Raw genomic sequence first — 20,898 nt, forward strand, 5'->3', positions numbered from 1 at the left:
CGCGCCGGATCACTCGCCGAAGCCGGATCGCACGAGGGCCACGAGCGCGTCGACCGCGTCCTGCGCGTCGGCTCCGGTCCCCTCGATGGTCACCGACGCCCCCCTGGGCAGTGCGAGCGCCATGATCGCGAGCAGGCTCTTCGCGTCCACCCCGTTGACCCGGACCTCGGCGTCGAACTTGGCGGCCGTCTTCACGAACTCCGCGGCGGGCCGGGCGTGCAGGCCGCTCTCGTTGACGAGTTCCACCGTCTCGGACGCGGCCACGTCGTCGACGGGGCCGGCCCCGGAGACCGGCGCCGCGCCTCCTGGACCGTCGCCGGACGGACTGGAGGCGCGACTCGCGTCCGCCTCGGAGCCTGCGGCAGACGCGGCAGCGGCCAGGGCCGCGTCGACGTCGCCACCGGTCTGTGCGGCGACGGCCGCGGCGACCGCGCCCTCGACCAGCGGGGCCTGCGAGACGTGCACGCGCGCCCGGACGTCGTCGTCGAGGAAGTCGAGCGCCGTGTCGGTGGTCAGGTAGGCGGAGCCGAGGTCGCACAGGACGACCACTGCCTCGGCGTCGGCGAGTTCCTCGATGCCGGCCGTGATGGCCTCGAACGAGGTGCCGATACCGCCGTCGTCGGTGCCACCGGCGGCCACGAGCGGGACGTCCGCTGCCATCTGCCGGGCGAGCTCGACGGTGCCGGTCGCGATCGCCGCGCTGTGCGAGACGATCAGGATCCCGACGGTCACGCGGCGTCCACGGCCGCGCGGAGGATGTACACGGTGGACTGCGCGCCCGGGTCGCGGTGCCCGACGGCACGTTCGCCGAGGTAGCTCGCGCGGCCCTTGTGGGCGACCAGCGGGTCGGTCGACTCCGCGCCGGTGACGGCGGCGTCTGCGGCGGCGGCGAGCACCTGCTCGGGGCTGTCCCCGGCGGCGGCCGCGGCACCGGCGGCGTCGACCGCGGGCGACCAGGCGTCGACCATGGTCTTGTCGCCGACGGCAGCCTTGCCCCGGGACACGATGCCGTCACGGGCAGCGGTCAGCACCTGGACGAGCGTGTCGGCGTCGAGCTCCGCGACGTCCCCGGCGGCCTGTGCGGCCTTGAGGTACGCGGTCCCGAACAGCGGACCCGCGGCCCCGCCGACCGTCGAGATGAGCTTCGTCGCGACGACCTTGAGCACGGCTCCGGGGGTGTCGAACGAACCGGCGTCCACGGCCTCGAGCACGGCACGGAAGCCGCGGTCGAGATTCTCACCGTGGTCGCCGTCGCCGATCTCCCGGTCGAGCGTCACGAGCTCGGCCCGGTGCTCGTCGATCGTCGCGGCGGTGCGTCGGACCCAGTCGATGGCCCATGCGGTGTCGAGCGCCAATTCGTGTTCCTTCCTGCGTCCGGCTCCGTTCACGGGCCGGGTCGTGGTGCGGTGGGTTCAGCGTCCCCAGCGCAGTGCCGGGGTCTCCACCGGTGCGTCCCAGAGGGCGGTGAGTTCGTCGTCGAGCACCGTGACGGTGAGCGAGAACCCCTGCATCTCGAGGGATGTCACGTAGTCGCCGACCAGGCTACGCGTGACGTCGAACCCGCGGTCGGTGAGGACCTCGGCGGCGCGTCGGTAGGCGATGTAGAGCTCGGAGAGGGGCGTGCCGCCCATGCCGTTCACGAGGAGCAGCAGCTTCGACCCGGCGGGAGCGGCGAGGTCGGTGAGGATCGGTTCGAGCACCCGGTCCACGAGCTCGTCGGCCGGGGCCATCGGGATGCGTTCGCGGCCGGGCTCGCCGTGGATGCCGATGCCGAGCTCGACCTCGTCGTCGGCGAGGGTGAACGACGGCTCGCCGGCGTGCGGGACGGTGCCGGAGGCGAGCGCGAGCCCCATCGAGCGCGTGACGTCGTTCACGTGCCGGGCGACGGCGGCGACGGCGTCGAGGTCGTCACCCCGCTCGGCTGCGGCGCCCGCGCACTTCTCGACGACGACGGTGCCGGCGACCCCGCGTCGGCCGGCCGTGTAGAGCGAGTCCTGCACGGCGACGTCGTCGTCCACCACGACGGACTCGACCCGGACGTCGTCCATGCCGGCGAGTTCGGCGGCGGTCTCGAAGTTGAGGACGTCGCCCGTGTAGTTCTTCACGATGTGGAGCACACCGGCTCCCCCGTCGACGGCCTTCGTCGCGGCGACGATCGGGTCCGGTGTGGGACTCGTGAACACCGGCCCCGGCACCGCGGCGTCGAGCATGCCGTACCCGACGAACCCGGCGTGCAGCGGCTCGTGTCCGCTGCCCCCGCCGCTGACGATCCCGACCTTGCCGGACACCGGGGCGTCCGCGCGGTGGATGTGGATCGGGTCCTCGACCAGCACGACGTGGCCGGCGTGGGCACGGGCGAACCCGCGCACGGTCTCGTCGACCACGGCCTGCGGATCGTTGATGAGCTTCTTCATGCTGACCTCCACGGAGTGCGGGCGATCGCGAGGCAGCACCGCCGTCGTCGACCGGAGTGCCCTCAATCTACATCGCTGCCCCGGGCGAGCGTTCCCCCCGTGTGCACGTTCGTGCACCGACCCGGGGGCGGCCCACCGGCCTCGGATGCGCGGGCGCACACCGACCATGCACGTTCGTGCACAATCGCGCACTTCCCTCACGAATGCATCGCCATCCGCCGATGCCCGTCAGTATGCTCGGCCCCAATCACTCAACGGGGAGTGCCGGCGCTGTACCACCGGACCCCCACCCTCACGCACTGGAGGTCACCGATGGACGGCATCGGCGTCAATTTCCTCTCCGAGCTCGTCGGCACGGCGATGCTCATCATCCTGGGTGGCGGCGTCGTCGCCGCTGTCTCGCTGACGAAGTCCAAGGGCTTCGGAGCCGGCTTCCTCATGGTGACGATCGGTTGGGGCTTCGCGGTCTTCGCCGGTGTCACCGTGTCGTACAAGTCCGGCGGCCAGCTCAACCCCGCGGTGAGCCTCGCGCAGGCCATCCTGGGCAACATCACCATCGGTGAGATGTTCCTCTACTGGCTCGCCCAGCTGATCGGCGCGATCATCGGTGCGGTCATCGTCTGGCTGGCCTACAAGCAGCACTTCGACGAGGAACCCGACGCGGCCGCGAAGCTCGGCGTCTTCTCCACCGGCCCGGCGATCCGCACGTACGGCTGGAACCTCGTCACCGAGATCATCGGCACCTTCGTGCTCGTCTTCGTGGTCATCGCCTTCACCAACGGCAAGACCCCGGCCGAGCTCGGCGCCATCCCGGTCGCCTTCCTCGTGATCGCGATCGGTGTCAGCCTCGGTGGCCCGACCGGCTACGCGATCAACCCTGCACGTGACCTCGGCCCCCGCATCGCGCACGCCTTCCTGCCGATCAAGGGCAAGGGCTCGAGCGACTGGGCCTACGCCTGGGTGCCGGTCGTCGGCCCCCTCGTCGGTGGTGCCCTCGCAGCCGGGCTGTCGTACGCACTCCTGCCCCTCGCCTGATCCACCCTCACCACACCCACCCGAGCAAGACCGTTAGGAGCACCAATGGCCGACTACATCGTCGCCATCGACCAGGGCACGACCTCCACCCGAGCGATCGTCTTCGACCACTCCGGCTCGATCGTGTCCGTCGGACAGAAGGAGCACGAGCAGATCTTCCCGCGTGCCGGGTGGGTCGAGCACGACCCGTCGGAGATCTGGGACAACACCCGTGAGGTCATCGGCCAGGCCCTGTCCCGCGCCGACATCACCCGCCACGACGTCGCGGCGGTCGGCATCACCAACCAGCGCGAGACCGCGGTGGTCTGGGACAAGAACACCGGCAAGCCGGTCTACAACGCGATCGTCTGGCAGGACACCCGCACGCAGTCGATCGTCGACAAGCTCGCCGACGGCGACACCGACCGCTACAAGTCGGTCGTCGGTCTGCCGCTGGCGACGTACTTCGCCGGCACCAAGATCGTCTGGATCCTCGAGAACGTCGAGGGTGCGCGCGAGAAGGCCGAGGCGGGCGACCTGCTCTTCGGCACCACCGACACCTGGGTCCTATGGAACCTGACCGGTGGCGTCGACGGCGGCGTCCACAAGACCGACGTCACGAACGCGTCCCGCACGCTGTTCATGGACCTCGAGACGCTCGAGTGGCGCGACGACATCCTCGCCGACTTCGGTGTGCCGAAGTCGATGCTCCCCGAGATCGTCAGCTCCTCCGAGGTCTACGGCCACGTCGAGTCCTCGAACCTCCTCCGCGAGGTCCCGATCGCCGGCATCCTCGGCGACCAGCAGGCCGCGACGTTCGGCCAGGCGGCGTTCGACCAGGGCGAGTCGAAGAACACCTACGGCACGGGCAACTTCCTCATCTTCAACACGGGCACGGAGATCGTCCGCTCGGAGAACGGGCTGCTCACGACCGTCGGCTACAAGCTCGGCGACCAGGAGACGCACTACGCGCTCGAGGGTTCGATCGCCGTCACGGGCTCGCTCATCCAGTGGCTCCGCGACAACCTCGGCCTGATCGGCAGCGCCCCGGAGGTCGAGGCCCTCGCCAAGACCGTCGAGGACAACGGCGGCGTGTACTTCGTCCCGGCGTTCTCGGGGCTCTTCGCGCCGTACTGGCGTCCGGATGCCCGCGGTGCGATCGTCGGCCTCACCCGCTACGTCAACAAGGGTCACATCGCCCGCGCCGCCCTCGAGGCGACGGCGCTGCAGACCCGCGAGGTCCTCGACGCCGTCAACGCGGACTCCGGTGTGGACCTCACCGAGCTCAAGGTCGACGGCGGCATGACCGCCAACGACGCGCTCATGCAGTTCCAGGCGGACATCCTGAACGTGCCGGTGGTCCGTCCGGTCGTCGCGGAGACGACGGCGCTCGGCGCGGCCTACGCGGCCGGGCTCGCGGTCGGGTTCTGGGCGAACCTCGACGAGCTCCGTGCCAACTGGCAGGAGGACAAGCGCTGGGAGCCGCAGCTCGACGAAGCCGAGCGCGAGCGCACCCTGCGCCTCTGGAAGAAGGCCGTCACGAAGACGTTCGACTGGGTCGACGAGGACGTCCAGTAGTCCTGTCCTGAGGTGACCGCCTGGAGACGCGGTGCCGGTCCCACGGACCGGCACCGCGCCTCCAGTGCGTTGCGTCTGCGCTCACGCGACGGGGGTCGCGCCCACCCAGTCGGCCAGCTTGCGCGCGGCGGCGCCCGAGTCGATCGCGTCGGCCGCGACGACCAGCTGCTCGCGGAAGCGCTGCAGGATCGGGCGGTCGACCTCGGCCGGGTCCTCCGCCAGGCGGAAGGACACCAGGCCGGCAGCGGCGTTGAGCAGGACGATGTCGCGGACGGGGCCGGTCTCCCCCGCGAGGACGCGGTGCACCACGGCGGCGTTGTGCTCCGGGTCGCCGCCGAGCAGGTCCTCGATCCGGGCCCGGGCGATCCCGAGGTCGCGCGGGTCGAGGTCGTGCTCGGTGACGCGGCCGCCGGTGACCTCCCAGATGTGGCTGTGCCCGGTCGTCGTCAGCTCGTCGAGGCCGTCGTCGCCGCGGAACACGAGTGCGGTCGCCCCGCGGGTCTGGAACACGCCCGTGATGATCGGGACGAGCTCGAGCTGCGCCACGCCCACGGCGTTCGCCTCGCACCGTGCGGGGTTGACGAGCGGACCGAGGAAGTTGAACACCGTCGGGACGCCGATCTCGCGGCGGACGGGTCCGGCGTGCGCGAACCCGGGGTGGAAGGCGCTCGCGAACGCGAAGGTCAGTCCGACACGCCGGAACGTGTCCGCGACACGCGCGGCGTCCATCGTCAGGTCGAGTCCGAGTGCGGCGAGGACGTCGCTCGACCCGGACTTCGAGGAGCTCGCCTTGTTGCCGTGCTTCACGACGGGGACACCCGCGGCGGCGATCACGATCGCGCTCATCGTCGAGACGTTCACCGTGCCGACGACGTCGCCGCCGGTGCCCACGATGTCGAGCGCCATCGGGTCGACGTCGAGCGGGACGGCCGCGTCGAGGATCGCGTCGCGGAAACCGACGACCTCGTCGACGGTCTCGCCCTTGGCACGGAGGGCCACGACGAAGGCGGCGATCTGCGCCGGGGTGGCCCGACCTGCCACGATCTCCTGCATGGCCCATGTGGACTGGCTGATCGTCAGGTCTTCGCGCGCCATGAGCGCGCTGATCACGGCAGGCCAGGTGAGAGCGTCGAGCATGCTCTGATCGTAGTGAATTCGAGAGACCCGCCAGTTGGCTGCGAAAACACTGTCCGTGGTTTCGGCCATAATGGAGTCTGTGACTAGCACCCCTCTCTCCAGATCCGCCAGCGGTCCGGTCCTGAACAGGCCGAACGCCGTTGCCGTGGGGACGATCGTGTGGCTGGGCAGCGAGGTCATGTTCTTCGCCGGCCTGTTCGCGATCTACTTCACGTTGCGCAGCACCTCGCCCGAACTCTGGGCGACCGAGACCGCCAAGCTCGAGGTGCCCTTCGCCTCGGTGAACACGATCATCCTGGTGCTGTCCAGCTTCGCCTGCCAGTTCGCGGTCTTCGCGGCCGAGCGCTTCCAGGTGCACCGGACGAGCTGGAACCCCAAGGACTGGGGCATGACGGAGTGGTTCTTCGTCACGTACTGCATGGGCGCGATCTTCGTCTGCGGCCAGATCTTCGAGTACGCGAACCTCTGGCACGAGGGCGTGACGCTCTCCTCCAGCGCCTACGGTTCGGCCTTCTACATGACCACCGGGTTCCACGGTCTGCACGTCACGGGTGGCCTCATCGCCTTCCTGCTGACGCTCGGCCGCGGGTTCGCCGCCAAGAACTTCGGTCACAAGGAAGCGACCACCGCGATCGTCGTGTCGTACTACTGGCACTTCGTCGACGTCGTCTGGATCGGCCTCTTCGCCGTCATCTACCTTCTCAAGTAGGAACTGGATAGCCCCCACCGCATGTTCAACAGAACCAAGTCCAAGAAGGGCCGCCGTTCACCGATGGCGACCGTGTCGCTCATCGTCGTCGGTCTCATGACCACCGGCGGTGCGTACGCGCTGTTCAGCTCCACGGCGAACGCCGACGACAGCACGAGCACCGTGGCGGCCTCGAGCCAGTCGAAGGTGAACGAGGGCCAGAAGCTCTTCGCCTCGAACTGCGCCACCTGCCACGGCCTCTCCGCGCAGGGCACCAGCGAGGGTCCGTCCCTCATCGGTGTCGGTGCCGCGTCGGTCGACTTCCAGGTCGGCACCGGCCGCATGCCGATGGCCGCCCAGGGTCCCCAGGCCGAAGAGAAGCCCGCGCAGTTCACGGACGAGCAGATCGACGCACTCGCCGAGTACGTCGCGTCGCTCGGCCCCGGCCCGGCGGTCCCCTCCGAGAGCCTGACCAACGGCGAGGACGGCGACGCCGCCGAAGGTGCGGAGCTCTTCCGCATCAACTGCGCCATGTGCCACAACGTGGCCGGCGCCGGCGGTGCCCTGACCGAGGGCAAGTACGCGCCGAACCTGCAGTCGGTGTCCGGCAAGCACATCTACGAGGCCATGGTCACTGGCCCGCAGAACATGCCGGTGTTCAACGACCTGAACCTCACCCCCGAGCAGAAGGCCGACATCATCACGTACCTCAAGTACGTGCAGGACAACAAGTCGCCCGGCGGGTTCGCACTCGGCTCCCTCGGCCCGGTGGCAGAGGGTCTGTTCATCTGGATCTTCGGACTCGGCGCGGTCGTCGCGATGACCGTCTGGCTGACCGCGAAGTCCAACTGATCGTCCGTGTCGAACGACACTGAAGGGAACACCATGGCAGAGCACGACGACGAGGCACTGAACTCGTCCTCGGCTGTCGAGAAGCACGGCACGACCACCACCTCGGCCGGGATCGCGGTCCTGCCGACGGACCCGTTCGAGAACCCGGGCGAGCCGCCGCACCGCGCACGCCGCACCGACGTCGACCCGAAGAAGCAGCGCCTGGCCGAGCGTCAGGTCGCCACGTTCTTCTACCTGTCGATCGTGGGCAGTGTCCTCGCGATCGCGGCCTACGTCGCCTTCCCGATCGACTCCGACGACTTCGGGACCGTCCGGACCGCCAACCTCTGGCTCGGCCTCTCGATCGCCCTCGCCCTGCTCGCGCTGGGCCTCGGCGCCGTGTACTGGTCGAAGTCGCTCGTGGTGGACCGCGAGATCACCGAGCTCCGCCACGGCACCCGCGGCACCGACGCGACCCGCGCCAAGGCGGTCGAGGCGTTCCAGCTCGCCGACAAGGAGTCCGGCTTCAGCCGTCGCAAGCTGATCCGCAACTCGATGATCGGCGCCCTGGCGGCCTTCCCCCTCCCGGGCATCGTCCTCGTGCGCGACCTCGCGCCCGCGGCCGACCCGAACGAACTCCTCCGCCACACCATGTGGGCGAAGGGCACGCGCCTGACGAAGGACCCGACGGGTCTGCCGATCAAGGCGTCCGACGTGACCATCGGTTCGGTGTTCCACGTCATCCCGGACGGCATGCTCGACAAGGAGGACATGCTCGAGGAGAAGGCCAAGGCCTCCGTCCTCCTCATGCGCCTCGACCCCAAGGACCTCAACCCCTCCAAGGGCCACGAGAACTGGGGCTACGACGGCATCGTCGCGTACTCGAAGATCTGCACCCACGTCGGATGCCCGGTCGCCCTGTACGAACAGCAGACGCACCACCTGCTCTGCCCGTGCCACCAGTCGACCTTCGATGTCTCGAACAACTGCGAGGTCATCTTCGGGCCGGCGGCACGCCCCCTCCCCCAACTTCCGATCGCGATCGACGACGACGGCTACCTGGTTGCGCAGAGCGACTTCCACGAGCCCGTCGGCCCGTCCTTCTGGGAGCGTGAACGCTGATGAGCAGCACGACCACCAACGCACCCGCGTCGTCGACCACCAAGCCGGCACCGGAGCGCGGATCCCGCATCATCGGCGGGGTCGCCAACTACATCGACGAGCGCACGAGCATCTCGGGCCTCGTGAAGGAGGTCGGGCGCAAGATCTTCCCCGACCACTGGAGCTTCATGCTCGGCGAGGTGGCGCTGTACAGCTTCGTCGTCGTCCTGCTGTCCGGTACCTTCCTCACGTTCTTCTTCCAGGCGTCCATGGCCGAGGTGGTCTACCACGGCTCGTACGTCCCGCTGAAGGGCATCGAGATGTCGACCGCACTGCAGTCGACGCTCAACATCTCGTTCGACATCCGCGGCGGGCTCTTCGTCCGGCAGATCCACCACTGGGCGGCCCTGCTGTTCGTGGCCTCGATCATGCTGCACATGGCCCGCGTGTTCTTCACCGGTGCCTTCCGCAAGCCGCGTGAGCTCAACTGGGTGTTCGGCTTCATCCTGTGGGTCCTGGCCATGGCCGAGGGCTTCACGGGCTACTCGCTCCCCGACGACCTGCTCTCCGGCAACGGTCTGCGCATCATCGTCGGCATGATCGAGGGTGTGCCGGTCATCGGCGTCTGGATCGCCTACCTGCTCTTCGGTGGCGAGTTCCCGGGGACCGACATCGTCGGCCGCCTCTACACGCTGCACATCCTGCTGCTCCCGGCGATCCTCGTCGCGGTGCTCGGCGTCCACCTCGTGCTGGTCGTCATCAACAAGCACACGCAGTTCGCCGGCCCCGGCAAGACGAACGAGAACGTCGTCGGCGTGCCGATCCTCCCGGCGTTCGCGGCGAAGGCCGGTGGGTTCTTCTTCATCGTCGCGGGCATCCTCGCCCTCATCGCGTCGCTGTTCACGATCAACCCGATCTGGAACTACGGCCCGTACGACCCCTCCCCGGTGTCCGCCGGTACGCAGCCCGACTGGTACATCGGCTTCGCTGACGGTGCGCTCCGTCTGGTGCCGCCGCACTGGGAGGTCGTGTGGTTCGGCTACACGGTGTCGTTCAACATCCTCGTGCCGATCGCGGTGCTGGTGTTCCTCATCCTCGCCATCTTCATCTACCCCTTCATCGAGGGTTGGGTCACCGGCGACAAGCGTGAGCACCACATCCTCGACCGCCCGCGCAACGCCCCGACCCGCACGGCGTTCGGTGCCGCCGGCATCACGCTCTACGCGAGCCTCTGGGCCGCCGCGTCGTCGGACATCATCGCGACCCACTTCTACGTGTCGATCGACCACGTCATCCACGTGATCCAGGCCACGACGGTCCTCGGCCCGTTCGTCGCCTTCTGGATCACGAAGCGCGTGTGCCTCGCCCTGCAGAAGAAGGACCGCGAGATCGTCCTGCACGGGTACGAGTCCGGACGCATCGTGCGACTCCCCCACGGCGAGTACATCGAGGTGCACGAGCAGCTCGACGAGTACGAGCGTTGGAAGCTCCTGCAGTTCAACGAGTACAAGCCGCTCATGATCCGTCCGAACGCCCGAGGCAAGATCTCGAGCCTGCAGAAGGCCCGGGCCAGCATGTCGCGCTTCTTCTTCGAGGACCGGATCACCCCGGTGTCCAAGGCCGAGCTCGAGGCTGCGCACGCCGCGCACCACGGCCCGGACCTCGAAGCCGGACACGAAGCGCCCGCGGTCGAGTCGAAGCACTAGGCACCCCGCGCACCGGAACCCCCGTCACCTCGGTGGCGGGGGTTTCGTCGTGCGTGCGGGAACACGCCGTGCCGCGTTCACGTTCGATTCACCGACACGTGCTGGACTCGTCCAGGACGGTGTGGCACTGTGTTGCACCACGCACCCGACCAACGGAATGAGACCCCGATGGACAGCCGGACGGCCGAACACCCCAGGCCGAACCACTTCCTGCTCCACCTCAGCGACACCCATCTCGTGGCGGGTGACGGCGACCTCTACGGTGACGTCGACTCAGCTGCGCGGCTCGGCCAGATCATCGCCGACATCGAGTCGTCGGGGACGCGTCCCGAGGCCATCGTCGTCACGGGCGACGTCGCCGACAAGGGCGAACCCGGCGCGTACGCCCGCATCCGCGACATCGTCGAGCCGGCCGCGCGGCGGATCGGCGCACAGGTCATCTGGGCGATGGGCAACCACGACGAGCGCGGTGCCTTCCGGCAGGAGCTGTTCGGGCTCCAGCCGACCGACCGTCCGGTCGACTTCGTCTACGACGTCAACGGCCTCAGGGTGATCACCCTCGACACGAGCGTGCCCGGCGCCCACCACGGCGAGGTCTCCCCCGAGCAGCTCGACTGGCTGGCCGAGGTGCTGTCGGAGCAGGCGCCGCACGGCACCATCCTGGCGATGCACCACCCGCCGGTGCCGAGCGTGCAGGACCTCGCCGTCCTGGTCGAGCTCCGCGACCAGGACGCCCTGGCCGAGGTCGTCGAGGGCAGTGACGTCATCGCCATCATCGCCGGCCACCTGCACTACTCGACGAGTGCCGTCTTCGCGGGCATCCCCGTGTCGGTCGCGAGTGCCACGTGCTACACGCAGGACCTCACCGAGTACCAGGGCGGTACCCGAGGGCAGGACGGCGCGCAGTCGTTCAACCTCGTGCACGTCTACGGCCACAACGTGGTGCACTCGGTCGTGCCGATCGGGCACTACGCCACGGTCGGCGAGCCGGTGTCGTCGGCCCAGACCGAGGCTCGGCTCGCAGCGGCCGGCGTGACGATCCCGGCGGCGGCGGAGCCCGCGCCGGTGACGTCGAGCATCCCGGTGTTCACGCTCGACTCCGTGCCGGTCTCCCCCGTCCACCGGTAGGCCGCCGCACTTCGTGAGCAGGAATGGTCGGGTCCGAACTGTGGACCCGACCATTCCTGCTCACCATGTGCGGGCGCGGGGCCTGCCCGCGCGCCCGCCTCAGTCCGCGGGGCGCTCCCACGGCGCCGGGAACGGGAAGTACTTCTCGAGGAAGTCCGTCACCCGCTGCGTCCGCTCCTCGTCGCTGACCTCGGGGAAGCTCCCGTCGTTCAGGCAGAAGAAGTCCGCGTTGCGCTTCTTGAGCAGGTCGCCGAGCGCCCGCAGACCGGACTGCATCGTCGTGTCGATGTACCGCACCTCGGCGTTCTCCTGCACGATCGCCCGGCCGGTGAGCAGCGAGTAGTAGTGGTACAGCGAGTTCGTCACCGAGATGTTCTCGGCAGCACGGAACCGTGAGGCCGCGGTGGCCGCGAACTCGTCGGCGAACTCGTGCTCCATCTCGGTCATGATCGAGGCGCGCAGCGGGGTCGGCGCGTGCTCGAGGTGCCGGGTCGTCACCGCGCCGAACCGCTGCTGCAGGAGTCGGCGGTTGACCCGGGCGGAATTCTCGAACCCGCTGCGTGCCGGGTTGTTCGACCCGAGGCCGATCCGCGTCGTCGCGAGGATGAACTTCGTCACCGAGCCCGGGCTGAAGAACACCGAGGGGTCGACCAGGCGGCCGAAGAACATGTCGTCGTTCGAGTAGATGAAGTGCTCGCTGATGCCCGGGATGTGGTGCAGCTGCGACTCGACGGCCTGCGAGTTGTGCGTCGGCAGGACGGAGGGATCGGCGAAGAACTCCTCGGAGCGGACGATGCGCACCTTGGGGTGGTCGGCGAGCCAGGCGGGCGCCGGGGAGTCCGTGGCGATGTAGATCTGCCGGATCCACGGCGCGAACGTGTGCACCGACCGGAGCGCGTACTTCAGCTCGTCGATCTGGCGGAAGCGGGCTGGGGCGTCGTCGCCCTCGCCCAGGACCGCACCGGACTGCGCTGCCTGTCGTGCCCGCTGGTACTCGATGGCGTTGCCGTCGACCCACGAGAACACGATGTCGATCGGGAACCGGATGTCGGACACGTGGTCGTCGAACATGTGCTCGACCGTGCGCCAGGTGCGGCCGTACCGCTCGATGTCGACGAGCACGAACTCGTCGACGGGCAGGCTGCGGCGCATCAGGGCGTTCTCGACCGGCGCGAGGACCTCGGTGTCGGTGACCCGCCAGAACTCGAGCTGCACGCTCGTCTCGGCGCCGTAGCGCAGGCGTCCGAGCGGCTCGAGGCGCGGCCGGAACACGCGTAGGACGGGCTCGTCGACGGAGCCGAGGCCGTCGTCGATGACGAGCACCGCGGGCTTCCCCGGGGGCTTCGCGTAGAAGGGCTCGTTCGCGGCGGCGGCCATCACGGCGCTCTCCGCCCGCTGCCGGTCGCGCTCGTCGAGGGCGATCACCGGCCGCTGGTCGTTGCCGCGGATGAGCAGGTGGTCGACGTCACCGGCGGTGAGGGCGTCGTCGAGGAACAGGAGGTCCTCGATCATCGACTGCTGCGGCGTCAGGTGCCCGTTGACGAGCGTCAGGCGTCCCTTCCGCACGACGACGTCGGAACGTTCGAGACCGCCGGAGGACGGTCGAGGGTTCAGCAGAGGACTCTCGGTCACCGGCTCGGTCTCGTTGCTCATCCACACCCTTCGGATCAGTGCGCCGGACCCGTTTGCCCGGCGACTCATCCTACCGTCCGCGCGGACGCTCGGTCCGCTCGTCGGTCGCCCGGGCTAGGGCCTGGAGGCGCTGCTCGCCTCCGCCTCGCGCGGCACCTTCACGACGATGCCGACGACGATGAACAGTGCGGCCGCGACGAGCTGCAGCGCCGCCCACACCTCGCCGGGGATCGGCACGACCGCCAGCGGGTTCCAGCAGACGGCGATCGCGGCCATCAGGAGCGCCGCCCACCACGTCCGCCCCCGCACGGCGAAGACGAGGACGATGAGGCTGAGCACGGTGACGCCCCAGCGGGCGAACACGAAGCCGGACGAGTCGACGATCGCGACGCAGGCGAGGAGCACGATCGCCGCGATCAGCGACGGGGCGAGGGCGGGCCGGGTGAACGGCGGCAGCTCGCGCCCTGCCCCTCGGCCAGACGCCGAGCCAGACCGCGTCGGCTCCGCCCCGCCCACCGGCACGCCGTGCAGCGACGATCCCGCCGGTGGTCGGCCCTTCCGTCCTGCCATCAGGCGGTGGCCCCGTCGAGGTCGATCGCCTGGATGGACCGGGACATCGGCGGGAGCTCGCGCACCCGTTCGAGCGCGGGCACGAGCTCGGCGACGTACGCCCGGTAGCCGTCCTCGGTGAGGTGCAGGCCGTCGTCGGTGAAGCGGTCGTCGAGGTGGTCGCCGTCGGCGAGGGCCGGCCACGCGTCGAGGTACTGGGCGTGGCAGGTGGCGACGAACTGGCGGAGGTGCCGGTTCGCCTCCTCGATCTTCGCCGTGTACTCCGCCTGCCGCGGCAGGATCGACACGAGGAGCAGCCGGACGCCCGGGAGCTCGCGGCGGAGGGTCACGAGGACGGACTCGACCCCGCGGACGACGTGCTCGACGCTCTTGCGGTGGTTGCCGAAGTCGTTCGTGCCGATGAGCAGGACGATGACCTCGGGCTGCTCGGCCACGACGGCGTCCAAGCGTGCGAGGACCCCGTCGGTCGTGTCACCGCCGATGCCCTGGTTGACGGTCCGCTCGTCGGGCAGCCAGGCGTCCCACGACCCCTGCTCGGTGATGCTGTCGCCCAGGAACAGGACGCTCGTGCGTTCCTCGGTCATGCTGCCTCCTCGTGTGCGGGTTCCGGGTTCCCATTCTGCTGGGTCCAGTTCCGCCCCGTCGACTCGGTGTGCTCGGACTCCCGCTCGGCGGCCGCCGTGATGCGCTCGACCATCCCGGGGAAGATCACGCCGTGGAACGGCAGGATCGAGTACCAGTACAGGCGGCCGGCGAGCCCCTGGGGAAAGTAGATCGCCCGCTGCCGGTAGTCGCTGCCGCCGTCGTCCGCGGGGGTCACGGTCATCTCGAGCCAGGCGCGGCCCGGGGACTTGAACTCGGCGCGCAGTCGCAGGTAGCGCCCGCGTTCGAGCCGCTCCACGCGCCACCAGTCGAGGGCGTCGCCCTGTTCGAGGCGCTTCTGGTCGCGGCGACCGCGGTTCAGGCCGACTCCCCCGGCGAGCTTGTCCATCCACCCGCGGGCCACCCAGGCGAGCGGGAACGAGTACCACCCGTTCTCGCCGCCGATCGACTCGACGACCCGCCAGACGTCGTCCGCCGAGGCGGCCGAGTGGCGCTTGCGGTCGTCGACGTAGACGGTGTGGCCGGCCCAGTCCGGGTCGCTCGGCAGCGGGTCCGCGGGGGTGGCCGCGAGCGTCGCGTTCCGCCAGCTGGTCTCGACCTCGCCGGTGCGCATGCGGCTCAGGGCGAGACGGACCGCGCGGCGGTACCCGGTCAGCCCGCCCTCCGGCCGCGGCACCACGTCGTCGATGTCGTGCTCGCGCTGGACGCACTCGAACTGGAGCGACTCGATGATCGGCTTGGCGAGCTTCCGCGGGATCGGCGTCACGATGTTGAACCAGTGCGCCGCGAGCCCCGGGGTGAGGACGGGCAGGGGCGAGATCGGGCGCTGCGGGAGCTTCGCCTCCACGGCGTACCCGTTGAGCATCTGCCCGTAGCGGAGGACGTCCGGGCCGCCGATGTCGAACGTGCGGTTCACGTCGGCGGGGATGTCGAGCGCCTTGACGAGGTAGTAGAGGACGTCACGGACGGCGATCGGCTGGATGCGGTTCCGGACCCACCGCGGCGCCGGCATCCACGGCAGGACGTCGGTGACGTGGCGGATCATCTCGAACGAGGTGCTGCCGGACCCGATCACCACGCCGGCCTGGTACGCGATCGTCGGGACGCCGGAGTGGAGCAGGACGTCCCCGACCTCCTTGCGGCTGCGGAGGTGCTTCGAGAGCTCGCCGTCGGGGTGCAGGCCGCCGAGGTACACGAACCGCCGCACGCCGGCGGCCGAGGCCTCGCGCGCCATGGTCTCGGCAGCGTCCCGCTCGGCCCGCTCGAAGTCGCCGTCCGCGCCCATCGCGTGGGCGAGGTAGTAGACGGCCTCGATGTCGGCGACGGCCCGGCGCACCGCGTCGGCGTCCTGCAGGTCGCCGGCGGTGATCTCGACGTCGTCGTGCCAGGGAACGTCCTGCAGCTTCCGGGGCGTGCGGACGAAGACGCGGACGGTGTGACCGGCTTCGAGGAGACGTGGGACGAGACGACCGCCGATGTAGCCGGTGGCCCCGGTGACGAGGACGCGCATGCGGGGGACGGTACGCGGCTCGGCTCCGGGTAGGCTTGCCGGGTGGACAAAGCAGCGTTCTCCGTCACCGCCGATGCCGTCCGTGGTCTCATCGACCACGCGATCCTCAAGCCCGAACTCACGCGTTCGGACGTCGACGCCCAGCTCGACGAGGCCGCCGCGTACCGCGTGTTCAGCGTGTGCGTCCGCCCGAGCGACGTCGCGCACGCCGTCGAGCGCCTGACCGGCACCGGCGTCGGCGTCGGCACGGTCATCGGCTTCCCGCACGGCACCACCTCCACCGCGGCCAAGGTCGCCGAGTCGCTGCAGGCCCTCGCCGACGGTGCGTTCGAGCTCGACATGGTGCAGAACATCGGCGCCGCGAAGTCCGGCGACTGGGAGCGCGTCGAGGCCGACGTCCGCGCCGTGGTCGACGCCGCGGGCAGCACCGTCGTCAAGGTCATCCTCGAGACCGCCTTCCTCACCGACGACGAGATCGTCGCCGCATCGCGTGCCGCACGGTCCGCCGGTGCCGCCTTCGTGAAGACCTCCACCGGGTTCGCCGGCGGCGGCGCCACCGCGGAGCACATCGCCCTCATGCGCGCCACGGTCGGCCCCGACACCGGCGTGAAGGCCTCCGGCGGCGTCCGCGGGCTCGACACGCTGCTCGAGATGGTCGAGGCCGGTGCGGACCGCATCGGCACGAGCGCCTCGGCACGCATCCTCGACGAGGTCGCGCACCGCGCCGAGACCGGCACCGCGTCGGCCGTCGGCGACGACACCACGTCCTACTGACGGTCCGGGGCGCGAGCCCCCGCGACCTCCAGCACCACCCGACCCACCACCAGGGGCCGGCGCCCACCGGACGCGACGACGCGTGCGGGACCGGCACCGCGCCTCCAGACCGCCGCATCGGAGCGCGCATGTCCACGACCCAGTCCACCCCCCTCGCCCTCGCCGTCGACCTCGGCGGCACGAAGGTCGAGGCGGCCCTCGTCACCGACGCCGGCGTCGTCCTCCCCGCCACGCGGTTCCGCAGCCCGACCGGCCCCGGCCGGACGTCCGACGAGCTGCAGGCCGCGGTCGACGAGGTCGTGACGGCCGCCCTCGCTGCGCTGCCGACGGACGCCACGCTCGTCGGTGTCGGCATCGGCTCGGCCGGTCCGGTCGACGAGGAGCACGGACTCGTCTCCCCGCTCAACATGCCGGTCTGGCGCGGGTACCCGCTCCGGGACCGCGTCGCCGCGCACGTCCCCGCCGGCGTCCCGGTCACGCTCCGCATGGACGGCCTGGCGATCACGCTCGCCGAGCACTGGGTCGGCGCGGCGCAGGGCTCCGACCACGTGATGGGCATGATCGTGTCGACCGGCGTCGGCGGCGGCCTGATCCTGCACGGCCGGACCGTCAGCGGCCCGACGGGCAACGCCGGGCACATCGGCCACGTCGAGTGCGGCGGCTTCGACGACCACTGCGCGTGCGGCGGCACCGGATGCCTCGAGGCGATCGCCAGCGGCCCGAAGACCGTCGCGTGGGCGCAGCGCCAGGGGTTCACCGGCAGCACCGGCGAGGAGCTCTCCGCGGCCTACGCGGCGGGCGACGAGATCGCCGTCGCGGCCGTCAAGCGCAGCGGTCGCGCCCTCGGGCAAGCCATCGCGGCGGCCACGAGCCTCGTCGACCTCGAGGTCGTGGCCATCGGCGGCGGGTTCTCGCACGTCACGCCCGACCTCTTCGAGTACGCGCGCGAGGCGGTGGCGGAGCGCGTCGAGTTCGGCTTCGTGACCAAGGTGCGGATCGTCCCGACGGGGCTGTCGCAGGACGGTCCCCTCATCGGCGCCGCAGCGCTCGTGCACCGGGCCGACGTGCTGCGCTGACGACGTCGGCTCTCGACGGCACGTGCTGACGGACGGGAGGCGCGGTGCGGGGCCGACCCGCGCCTCCTGGCCCACAGGTGGTCGCGTCGCGGCCGCACGTCCGTCGCTCTCCACAGGGCGCGTCGACGCGCCGTGCGCGTCGGGCAGGATGTCCGGGTGTCCCGAACCCGGCTGCTGACGAGTGACGACTGGCCCGAGGCCGAGCTGCGCGCAGCGGTCCTCGCCGGCGAGCTCGTGGCCGTCGGGGCGTGCTGGGCCTCCCCCGCCGAACCGCAGACCCCGGCGCTCCGGGCGGCAGCCGCGGCGTGGGCGCTCCGGGACGCGCGCCTCATCGCGAGCACCCGGACGGCCGCGTGGGTCTGGGGTGCCGTCTCGCGTGCACCGGCCCCGCTCGAGGCCTGTGTCCCGCTCCGGGTCCGCGTGCACGTCGACGGCGCGCTGCGCGTCCGCGAGGTCGTGATCACGGACGAGGACGTCGTCGTGCTCGGTGGCCTCCGCGTCACCACGCCGCTGCGCACGGTCGTCGACCTGCTGCGCAGCCCCGGGGACCGGCCCGGTGGGTTCGACCCGTCGGACGCCGCGGCCGTGGCCGGACTCCTGGCGATCGGTGCGGTGTCGGTCGCCGCGGTCGCCGGGTCCCTCGCGACGCTCGGGACGATCCCGATGGCCCGGCAGGCGGAGCGGCGGTTGCGGGACGTGCTCGACGCCGCCGGGGAGCCGGTCAGCCGCGCTGACCCGGTCTGGTCGACCGGGTCTCGGGTCAGCCCGCGCTGACCCGGTAGACGTCGTAGACCGCGTCGATCCGTCGCACGGCGTTGAGCACACGGTCGAGGTGGGTCGTGTCGCCCATCTCGAACACGAAGCGGCTCAGCGCGAGCCGGTCGGACGACGTCGAGACCGTCGCGGACAGGATGTTCACGTGGTGGTCCGTCAGCACCCGCGTCACGTCGCTGAGGAGCCCCGACCGATCGAGCGCCTCGATCTGGATCTGCACGAGGAACACCGACTTCGAGGACGGCGCCCACTCCACCTCGATCATCCGGTCGGGCTCGTTCATGAGCGACTTGACGTTCGTGCACGAGGCCTGGTGCACCGAGACACCCTGGCCGCGGGTGATGAACCCGACGATCTGGTCGCCCGGGACCGGCGTGCAGCACTTCGCGAGCTTGACGAGGATGTCCGGCGCGCCACGCACGAGGACGCCGCTGTCGCTGTTGCGCAGCTGCCGGCTCGTGACCTGGCGGGGGAAGCTGAGCTCCGGCTCTTCCGTCTCGGTCTCGGTCTGGACGTTCCCGAGGACCTTCTCGATCACCGACTGCGTGGAGACGTGCCCCTCGCCGACGGCCGCGTACAGCGCGGAGATGTCGTCGTAGCGCATCGACGACGCGACCTCGGAGATCGAGTCCTGGCTCATGATGCGCTGGAGCGGCAGGTTCTGCTTCCGCATCGCCCGCGCGATCGCGTCGCGGCCCTGCTCGATCGCCTCTTCGCGGCGTTCCTTGGTGAACCACTGCTTGATCTTGTTCCGGGCGCGGGGGCTCCGGACGAAGGTCAGCCAGTCCTGGCTGGGGCCGGAGTCGGGGTTCTTCGAGGTGAAGATCTCGACGACGTCGCCGCTCGACAGGGCGCTCTCGAGGGGCACGAGACGCCCGTTGACCTTGGCGCCCATCGTGCGGTGGCCGATCTCGGTGTGCACGGCGTACGCGAAGTCGACGGGGGTCGCACCGGACGGCAGCCCGATGACCTTGCCCTGGGGCGTGAAGACGTAGGTCTCCTTCGCGCCGATCTCGTACCGGAGCGAGTCGAGGAACTCCCCCGGGTCGCTCGTCTCGGCCTGCCAGTCGGTGATGTGCGCCAGCCACGCCATGTCCTGGTCGGTCGCCGACGAGGAGTCGACGTCACGGCCGGCCGCGCGCTGCTTGTACTTCCAGTGGGCGGCGACACCGAACTCGGCCCGCTGGTGCATCTCGTGCGTGCGGATCTGGATCTCGACCGCGCGGCCCTGCGGACCCAGGACGGTGGTGTGCAGCGACTGGTACAGGTTGAACTTCGGCGTCGCGATGTAGTCCTTGAACCGACCCGGCAGCGGCGTCCACCGCGCGTGCACGGAACCGAGCATCGCGTAGCAGTCGCGCACGGTCGGGACGAGGACGCGGATGCCGACCAGGTCGTAGATCTCGTCGAACTCGCGCCCGCGGACGATCATCTTCTGGTAGATCGAGTAGTACTGCTTCGGCCGGCCCATGACCTCGCCGCGGACCTTGGCGGCCTTGAGGTCCTTCTTGAGCGTGCCGATGACGTTCTGGACGAACTGCTCGCGCTTCGGCTGGCGTTCCTTCACCAGGCTGTCGATCTCGACGTACAGCTTGGGGTGGAGCACCGCGAACGAGAGGTCCTCGAGCTCCAGCTTGATCATCTGGATGCCGAGCCGGTGCGCGAGCGGCGCGTAGATCTCGAGGGTCTCCTTCGCCTTCCGCGTGGCGGAGGTCGACTCGACGAAGCCCCACGTGCGGGCGTTGTGCAGCCGGTCGGCGAGCTTGATGACCAGGACGCGGATGTCCTTCGACATCGCGATGACCATCTTGCGGACGGTCTCGGCCTGGGCGCTGTCGCCGTACTTGACCTTGTCGAGCTTCGTGACGCCGTCGACGAGCATGGCGATCTCGTCGCCGAAGTCCTCGCGCAGCTGGTCGAGCTGGTAGTCGGTGTCCTCGACGGTGTCGTGCAGGAGTGCCGCGGCGATGGTGATCGGCCCGATCCCGAGGTCGGCGAGGATCTGCGCCACCGCGACCGGGTGCGTGATGTAGGGCTCGCCCGACTTGCGCTTCTGCCCGTCGTGCGCGCGTTCCGCGACCGAGTAGGCGCGCTCGATGAGCGTCACGTCGGCCTTGGGGTGGTGCGACCGGACGGTGCGGATCAGGGTGTCGACGGCACCGGCGGGCTGGGCGCGCGAGAACAGCCGCGGCAGCAGCGACCGGAGCGAACCGAGGTTGCCGGTCGTGTTCGGCCCGAGCGGACTCGTCGGCCGGGGTGCGGAGCCGGGGCGGCTCGCGGAGCCGGTGTCCTGCCCTGCCCGCGGCGCAGAGGCGTCCTGCGGCGTGGACTCACGCGTGTCCGTCATGCTGCGCCTCCCGGG

At 70.2% G+C, this 20,898-nt stretch carries 19 protein-coding genes; 10 read left to right on the forward strand and 9 right to left on the reverse strand.

The features are described from left to right. Positions 1 to 9: 9 nt before the first annotated feature. Genes dhaM through dhaK form a run of 3 tightly spaced genes read right to left on the reverse strand, consistent with a single transcriptional unit; the run spans position 10 to position 2,414 of the window. Complete coding sequence (gene dhaM / locus BIV01_RS00360) at positions 10 to 732, reverse strand: dihydroxyacetone kinase phosphoryl donor subunit DhaM (protein WP_071301579.1); 723 nt, start codon at positions 730 to 732, stop codon at positions 10 to 12. After that, positions 729 to 1,355: a dihydroxyacetone kinase subunit DhaL gene (gene dhaL / locus BIV01_RS00365; RefSeq protein WP_071301580.1), complete on the reverse strand. Its 627-nt coding sequence runs from the start codon at positions 1,353 to 1,355 to the stop codon at positions 729 to 731. Before dhaL ends, dhaM begins: the two co-directional genes overlap by 4 nt. Positions 1,356 to 1,412: 57 nt before the next feature. After that, positions 1,413 to 2,414, reverse strand: a complete 1,002-nt coding sequence (gene dhaK / locus BIV01_RS00370; RefSeq protein ID WP_070419595.1) for a dihydroxyacetone kinase subunit DhaK — start codon at positions 2,412 to 2,414, stop codon at positions 1,413 to 1,415. A gap of 312 nt (positions 2,415 to 2,726) precedes the next feature. Here dhaK and BIV01_RS00375 point away from each other — a divergent pair, with 312 nt between their 5' ends. After that, entirely contained in the window at positions 2,727 to 3,449 is a 723-nt protein-coding gene (locus BIV01_RS00375; protein WP_070418991.1) for an MIP/aquaporin family protein, read from the forward strand. Positions 3,450 to 3,494: 45 nt separating this feature from the next. After that, entirely contained in the window at positions 3,495 to 5,006 is a 1,512-nt protein-coding gene (glpK, locus tag BIV01_RS00380) for a glycerol kinase GlpK (RefSeq protein WP_070418990.1), read from the forward strand. An 81-nt stretch (positions 5,007 to 5,087) separates the two neighbouring features. Here the strand turns inward: glpK and trpD are convergent, their stop codons facing one another. Beyond that, positions 5,088 to 6,143, reverse strand: a complete 1,056-nt coding sequence (gene trpD / locus BIV01_RS00385; RefSeq protein WP_070418989.1) for an anthranilate phosphoribosyltransferase — start codon at positions 6,141 to 6,143, stop codon at positions 5,088 to 5,090. Positions 6,144 to 6,213: 70 nt separating this feature from the next. Between trpD and ctaE the strand changes: the two genes are divergently transcribed. The 5 genes from ctaE to BIV01_RS00410 all read left to right on the forward strand — a co-directional run bounded on the left by ctaE (position 6,214) and on the right by BIV01_RS00410 (position 11,597). Beyond that, on the forward strand, positions 6,214 to 6,852 hold the full coding sequence (gene ctaE, locus BIV01_RS00390) for an aa3-type cytochrome oxidase subunit III (RefSeq protein ID WP_031260857.1): 639 nt from the start codon (positions 6,214 to 6,216) through the stop codon (positions 6,850 to 6,852). A 21-nt stretch (positions 6,853 to 6,873) separates the two neighbouring features. Then, entirely contained in the window at positions 6,874 to 7,683 is an 810-nt protein-coding gene (gene qcrC / locus BIV01_RS00395) for a cytochrome bc1 complex diheme cytochrome c subunit (protein ID WP_071294687.1), read from the forward strand. 33 nt (positions 7,684 to 7,716) lie between these two features. Further along, positions 7,717 to 8,784, forward strand: coding sequence for a cytochrome bc1 complex Rieske iron-sulfur subunit (gene qcrA / locus BIV01_RS00400; protein ID WP_070418987.1), 1,068 nt, complete (start codon positions 7,717 to 7,719; stop codon positions 8,782 to 8,784). Next, complete coding sequence (qcrB, locus tag BIV01_RS00405) at positions 8,784 to 10,469, forward strand: cytochrome bc1 complex cytochrome b subunit (protein WP_070418986.1); 1,686 nt, start codon at positions 8,784 to 8,786, stop codon at positions 10,467 to 10,469. The genes qcrA and qcrB overlap by 1 nt, the downstream gene beginning before the upstream one ends. Positions 10,470 to 10,637: 168 nt before the next feature. After that, complete coding sequence (locus tag BIV01_RS00410; RefSeq protein ID WP_071294686.1) at positions 10,638 to 11,597, forward strand: phosphodiesterase; 960 nt, start codon at positions 10,638 to 10,640, stop codon at positions 11,595 to 11,597. A gap of 99 nt (positions 11,598 to 11,696) precedes the next feature. On the opposite strand, the gene BIV01_RS00415 is transcribed toward BIV01_RS00410, so the two are convergent. From BIV01_RS00415 to BIV01_RS00430, 4 genes are all read right to left on the reverse strand, one after another. Beyond that, a complete protein-coding gene (locus tag BIV01_RS00415; RefSeq protein WP_071301581.1) occupies positions 11,697 to 13,250 on the reverse strand; it encodes a stealth conserved region 3 domain-containing protein in 1,554 nt (517 codons plus the stop codon). A 93-nt stretch (positions 13,251 to 13,343) separates the two neighbouring features. Next, positions 13,344 to 13,799 (reverse strand): DUF6804 family protein, encoded by a 456-nt coding sequence (locus BIV01_RS00420; protein ID WP_175473601.1) that lies wholly within the window; start codon positions 13,797 to 13,799, stop codon positions 13,344 to 13,346. Further along, positions 13,799 to 14,383, reverse strand: a complete 585-nt coding sequence (locus BIV01_RS00425; protein WP_071294684.1) for a GDSL-type esterase/lipase family protein — start codon at positions 14,381 to 14,383, stop codon at positions 13,799 to 13,801. The genes BIV01_RS00420 and BIV01_RS00425 overlap by 1 nt, the downstream gene beginning before the upstream one ends. Then, positions 14,380 to 15,912 (reverse strand): SDR family oxidoreductase, encoded by a 1,533-nt coding sequence (locus tag BIV01_RS00430; protein ID WP_070418981.1) that lies wholly within the window; start codon positions 15,910 to 15,912, stop codon positions 14,380 to 14,382. Before BIV01_RS00430 ends, BIV01_RS00425 begins: the two co-directional genes overlap by 4 nt. 42 nt (positions 15,913 to 15,954) lie before the next feature. On the opposite strand from BIV01_RS00430, the gene deoC reads away from it, so the two are divergent. The 3 genes from deoC (at position 15,955) to BIV01_RS00445 (ending at position 18,536) form a co-directional block, all read left to right on the forward strand. Beyond that, positions 15,955 to 16,686 (forward strand): deoxyribose-phosphate aldolase, encoded by a 732-nt coding sequence (gene deoC / locus BIV01_RS00435; protein WP_071294682.1) that lies wholly within the window; start codon positions 15,955 to 15,957, stop codon positions 16,684 to 16,686. A 128-nt stretch (positions 16,687 to 16,814) separates the two neighbouring features. Beyond that, positions 16,815 to 17,762 carry an ROK family protein gene (locus tag BIV01_RS00440; protein WP_070419594.1) on the forward strand — a complete coding sequence of 316 codons (948 nt, stop codon included), beginning with the start codon at positions 16,815 to 16,817 and terminating at the stop codon, positions 17,760 to 17,762. A 156-nt stretch (positions 17,763 to 17,918) separates the two neighbouring features. Further along, entirely contained in the window at positions 17,919 to 18,536 is a 618-nt protein-coding gene (locus BIV01_RS00445) for a type IV toxin-antitoxin system AbiEi family antitoxin (protein ID WP_071301582.1), read from the forward strand. Here the strand turns inward: BIV01_RS00445 and BIV01_RS00450 are convergent. Further along, positions 18,523 to 20,883, reverse strand: coding sequence for a RelA/SpoT family protein (locus BIV01_RS00450; RefSeq protein ID WP_229085942.1), 2,361 nt, complete (start codon positions 20,881 to 20,883; stop codon positions 18,523 to 18,525). The two genes, BIV01_RS00445 and BIV01_RS00450, sit on opposite strands and share 14 nt — an antisense overlap. Positions 20,884 to 20,898 lie beyond the last annotated feature (15 nt).

The organism is Curtobacterium sp. MCBA15_013, assembly GCF_001865095.1.
In the GTDB taxonomy this organism is placed as follows: domain Bacteria; phylum Actinomycetota; class Actinomycetes; order Actinomycetales; family Microbacteriaceae; genus Curtobacterium.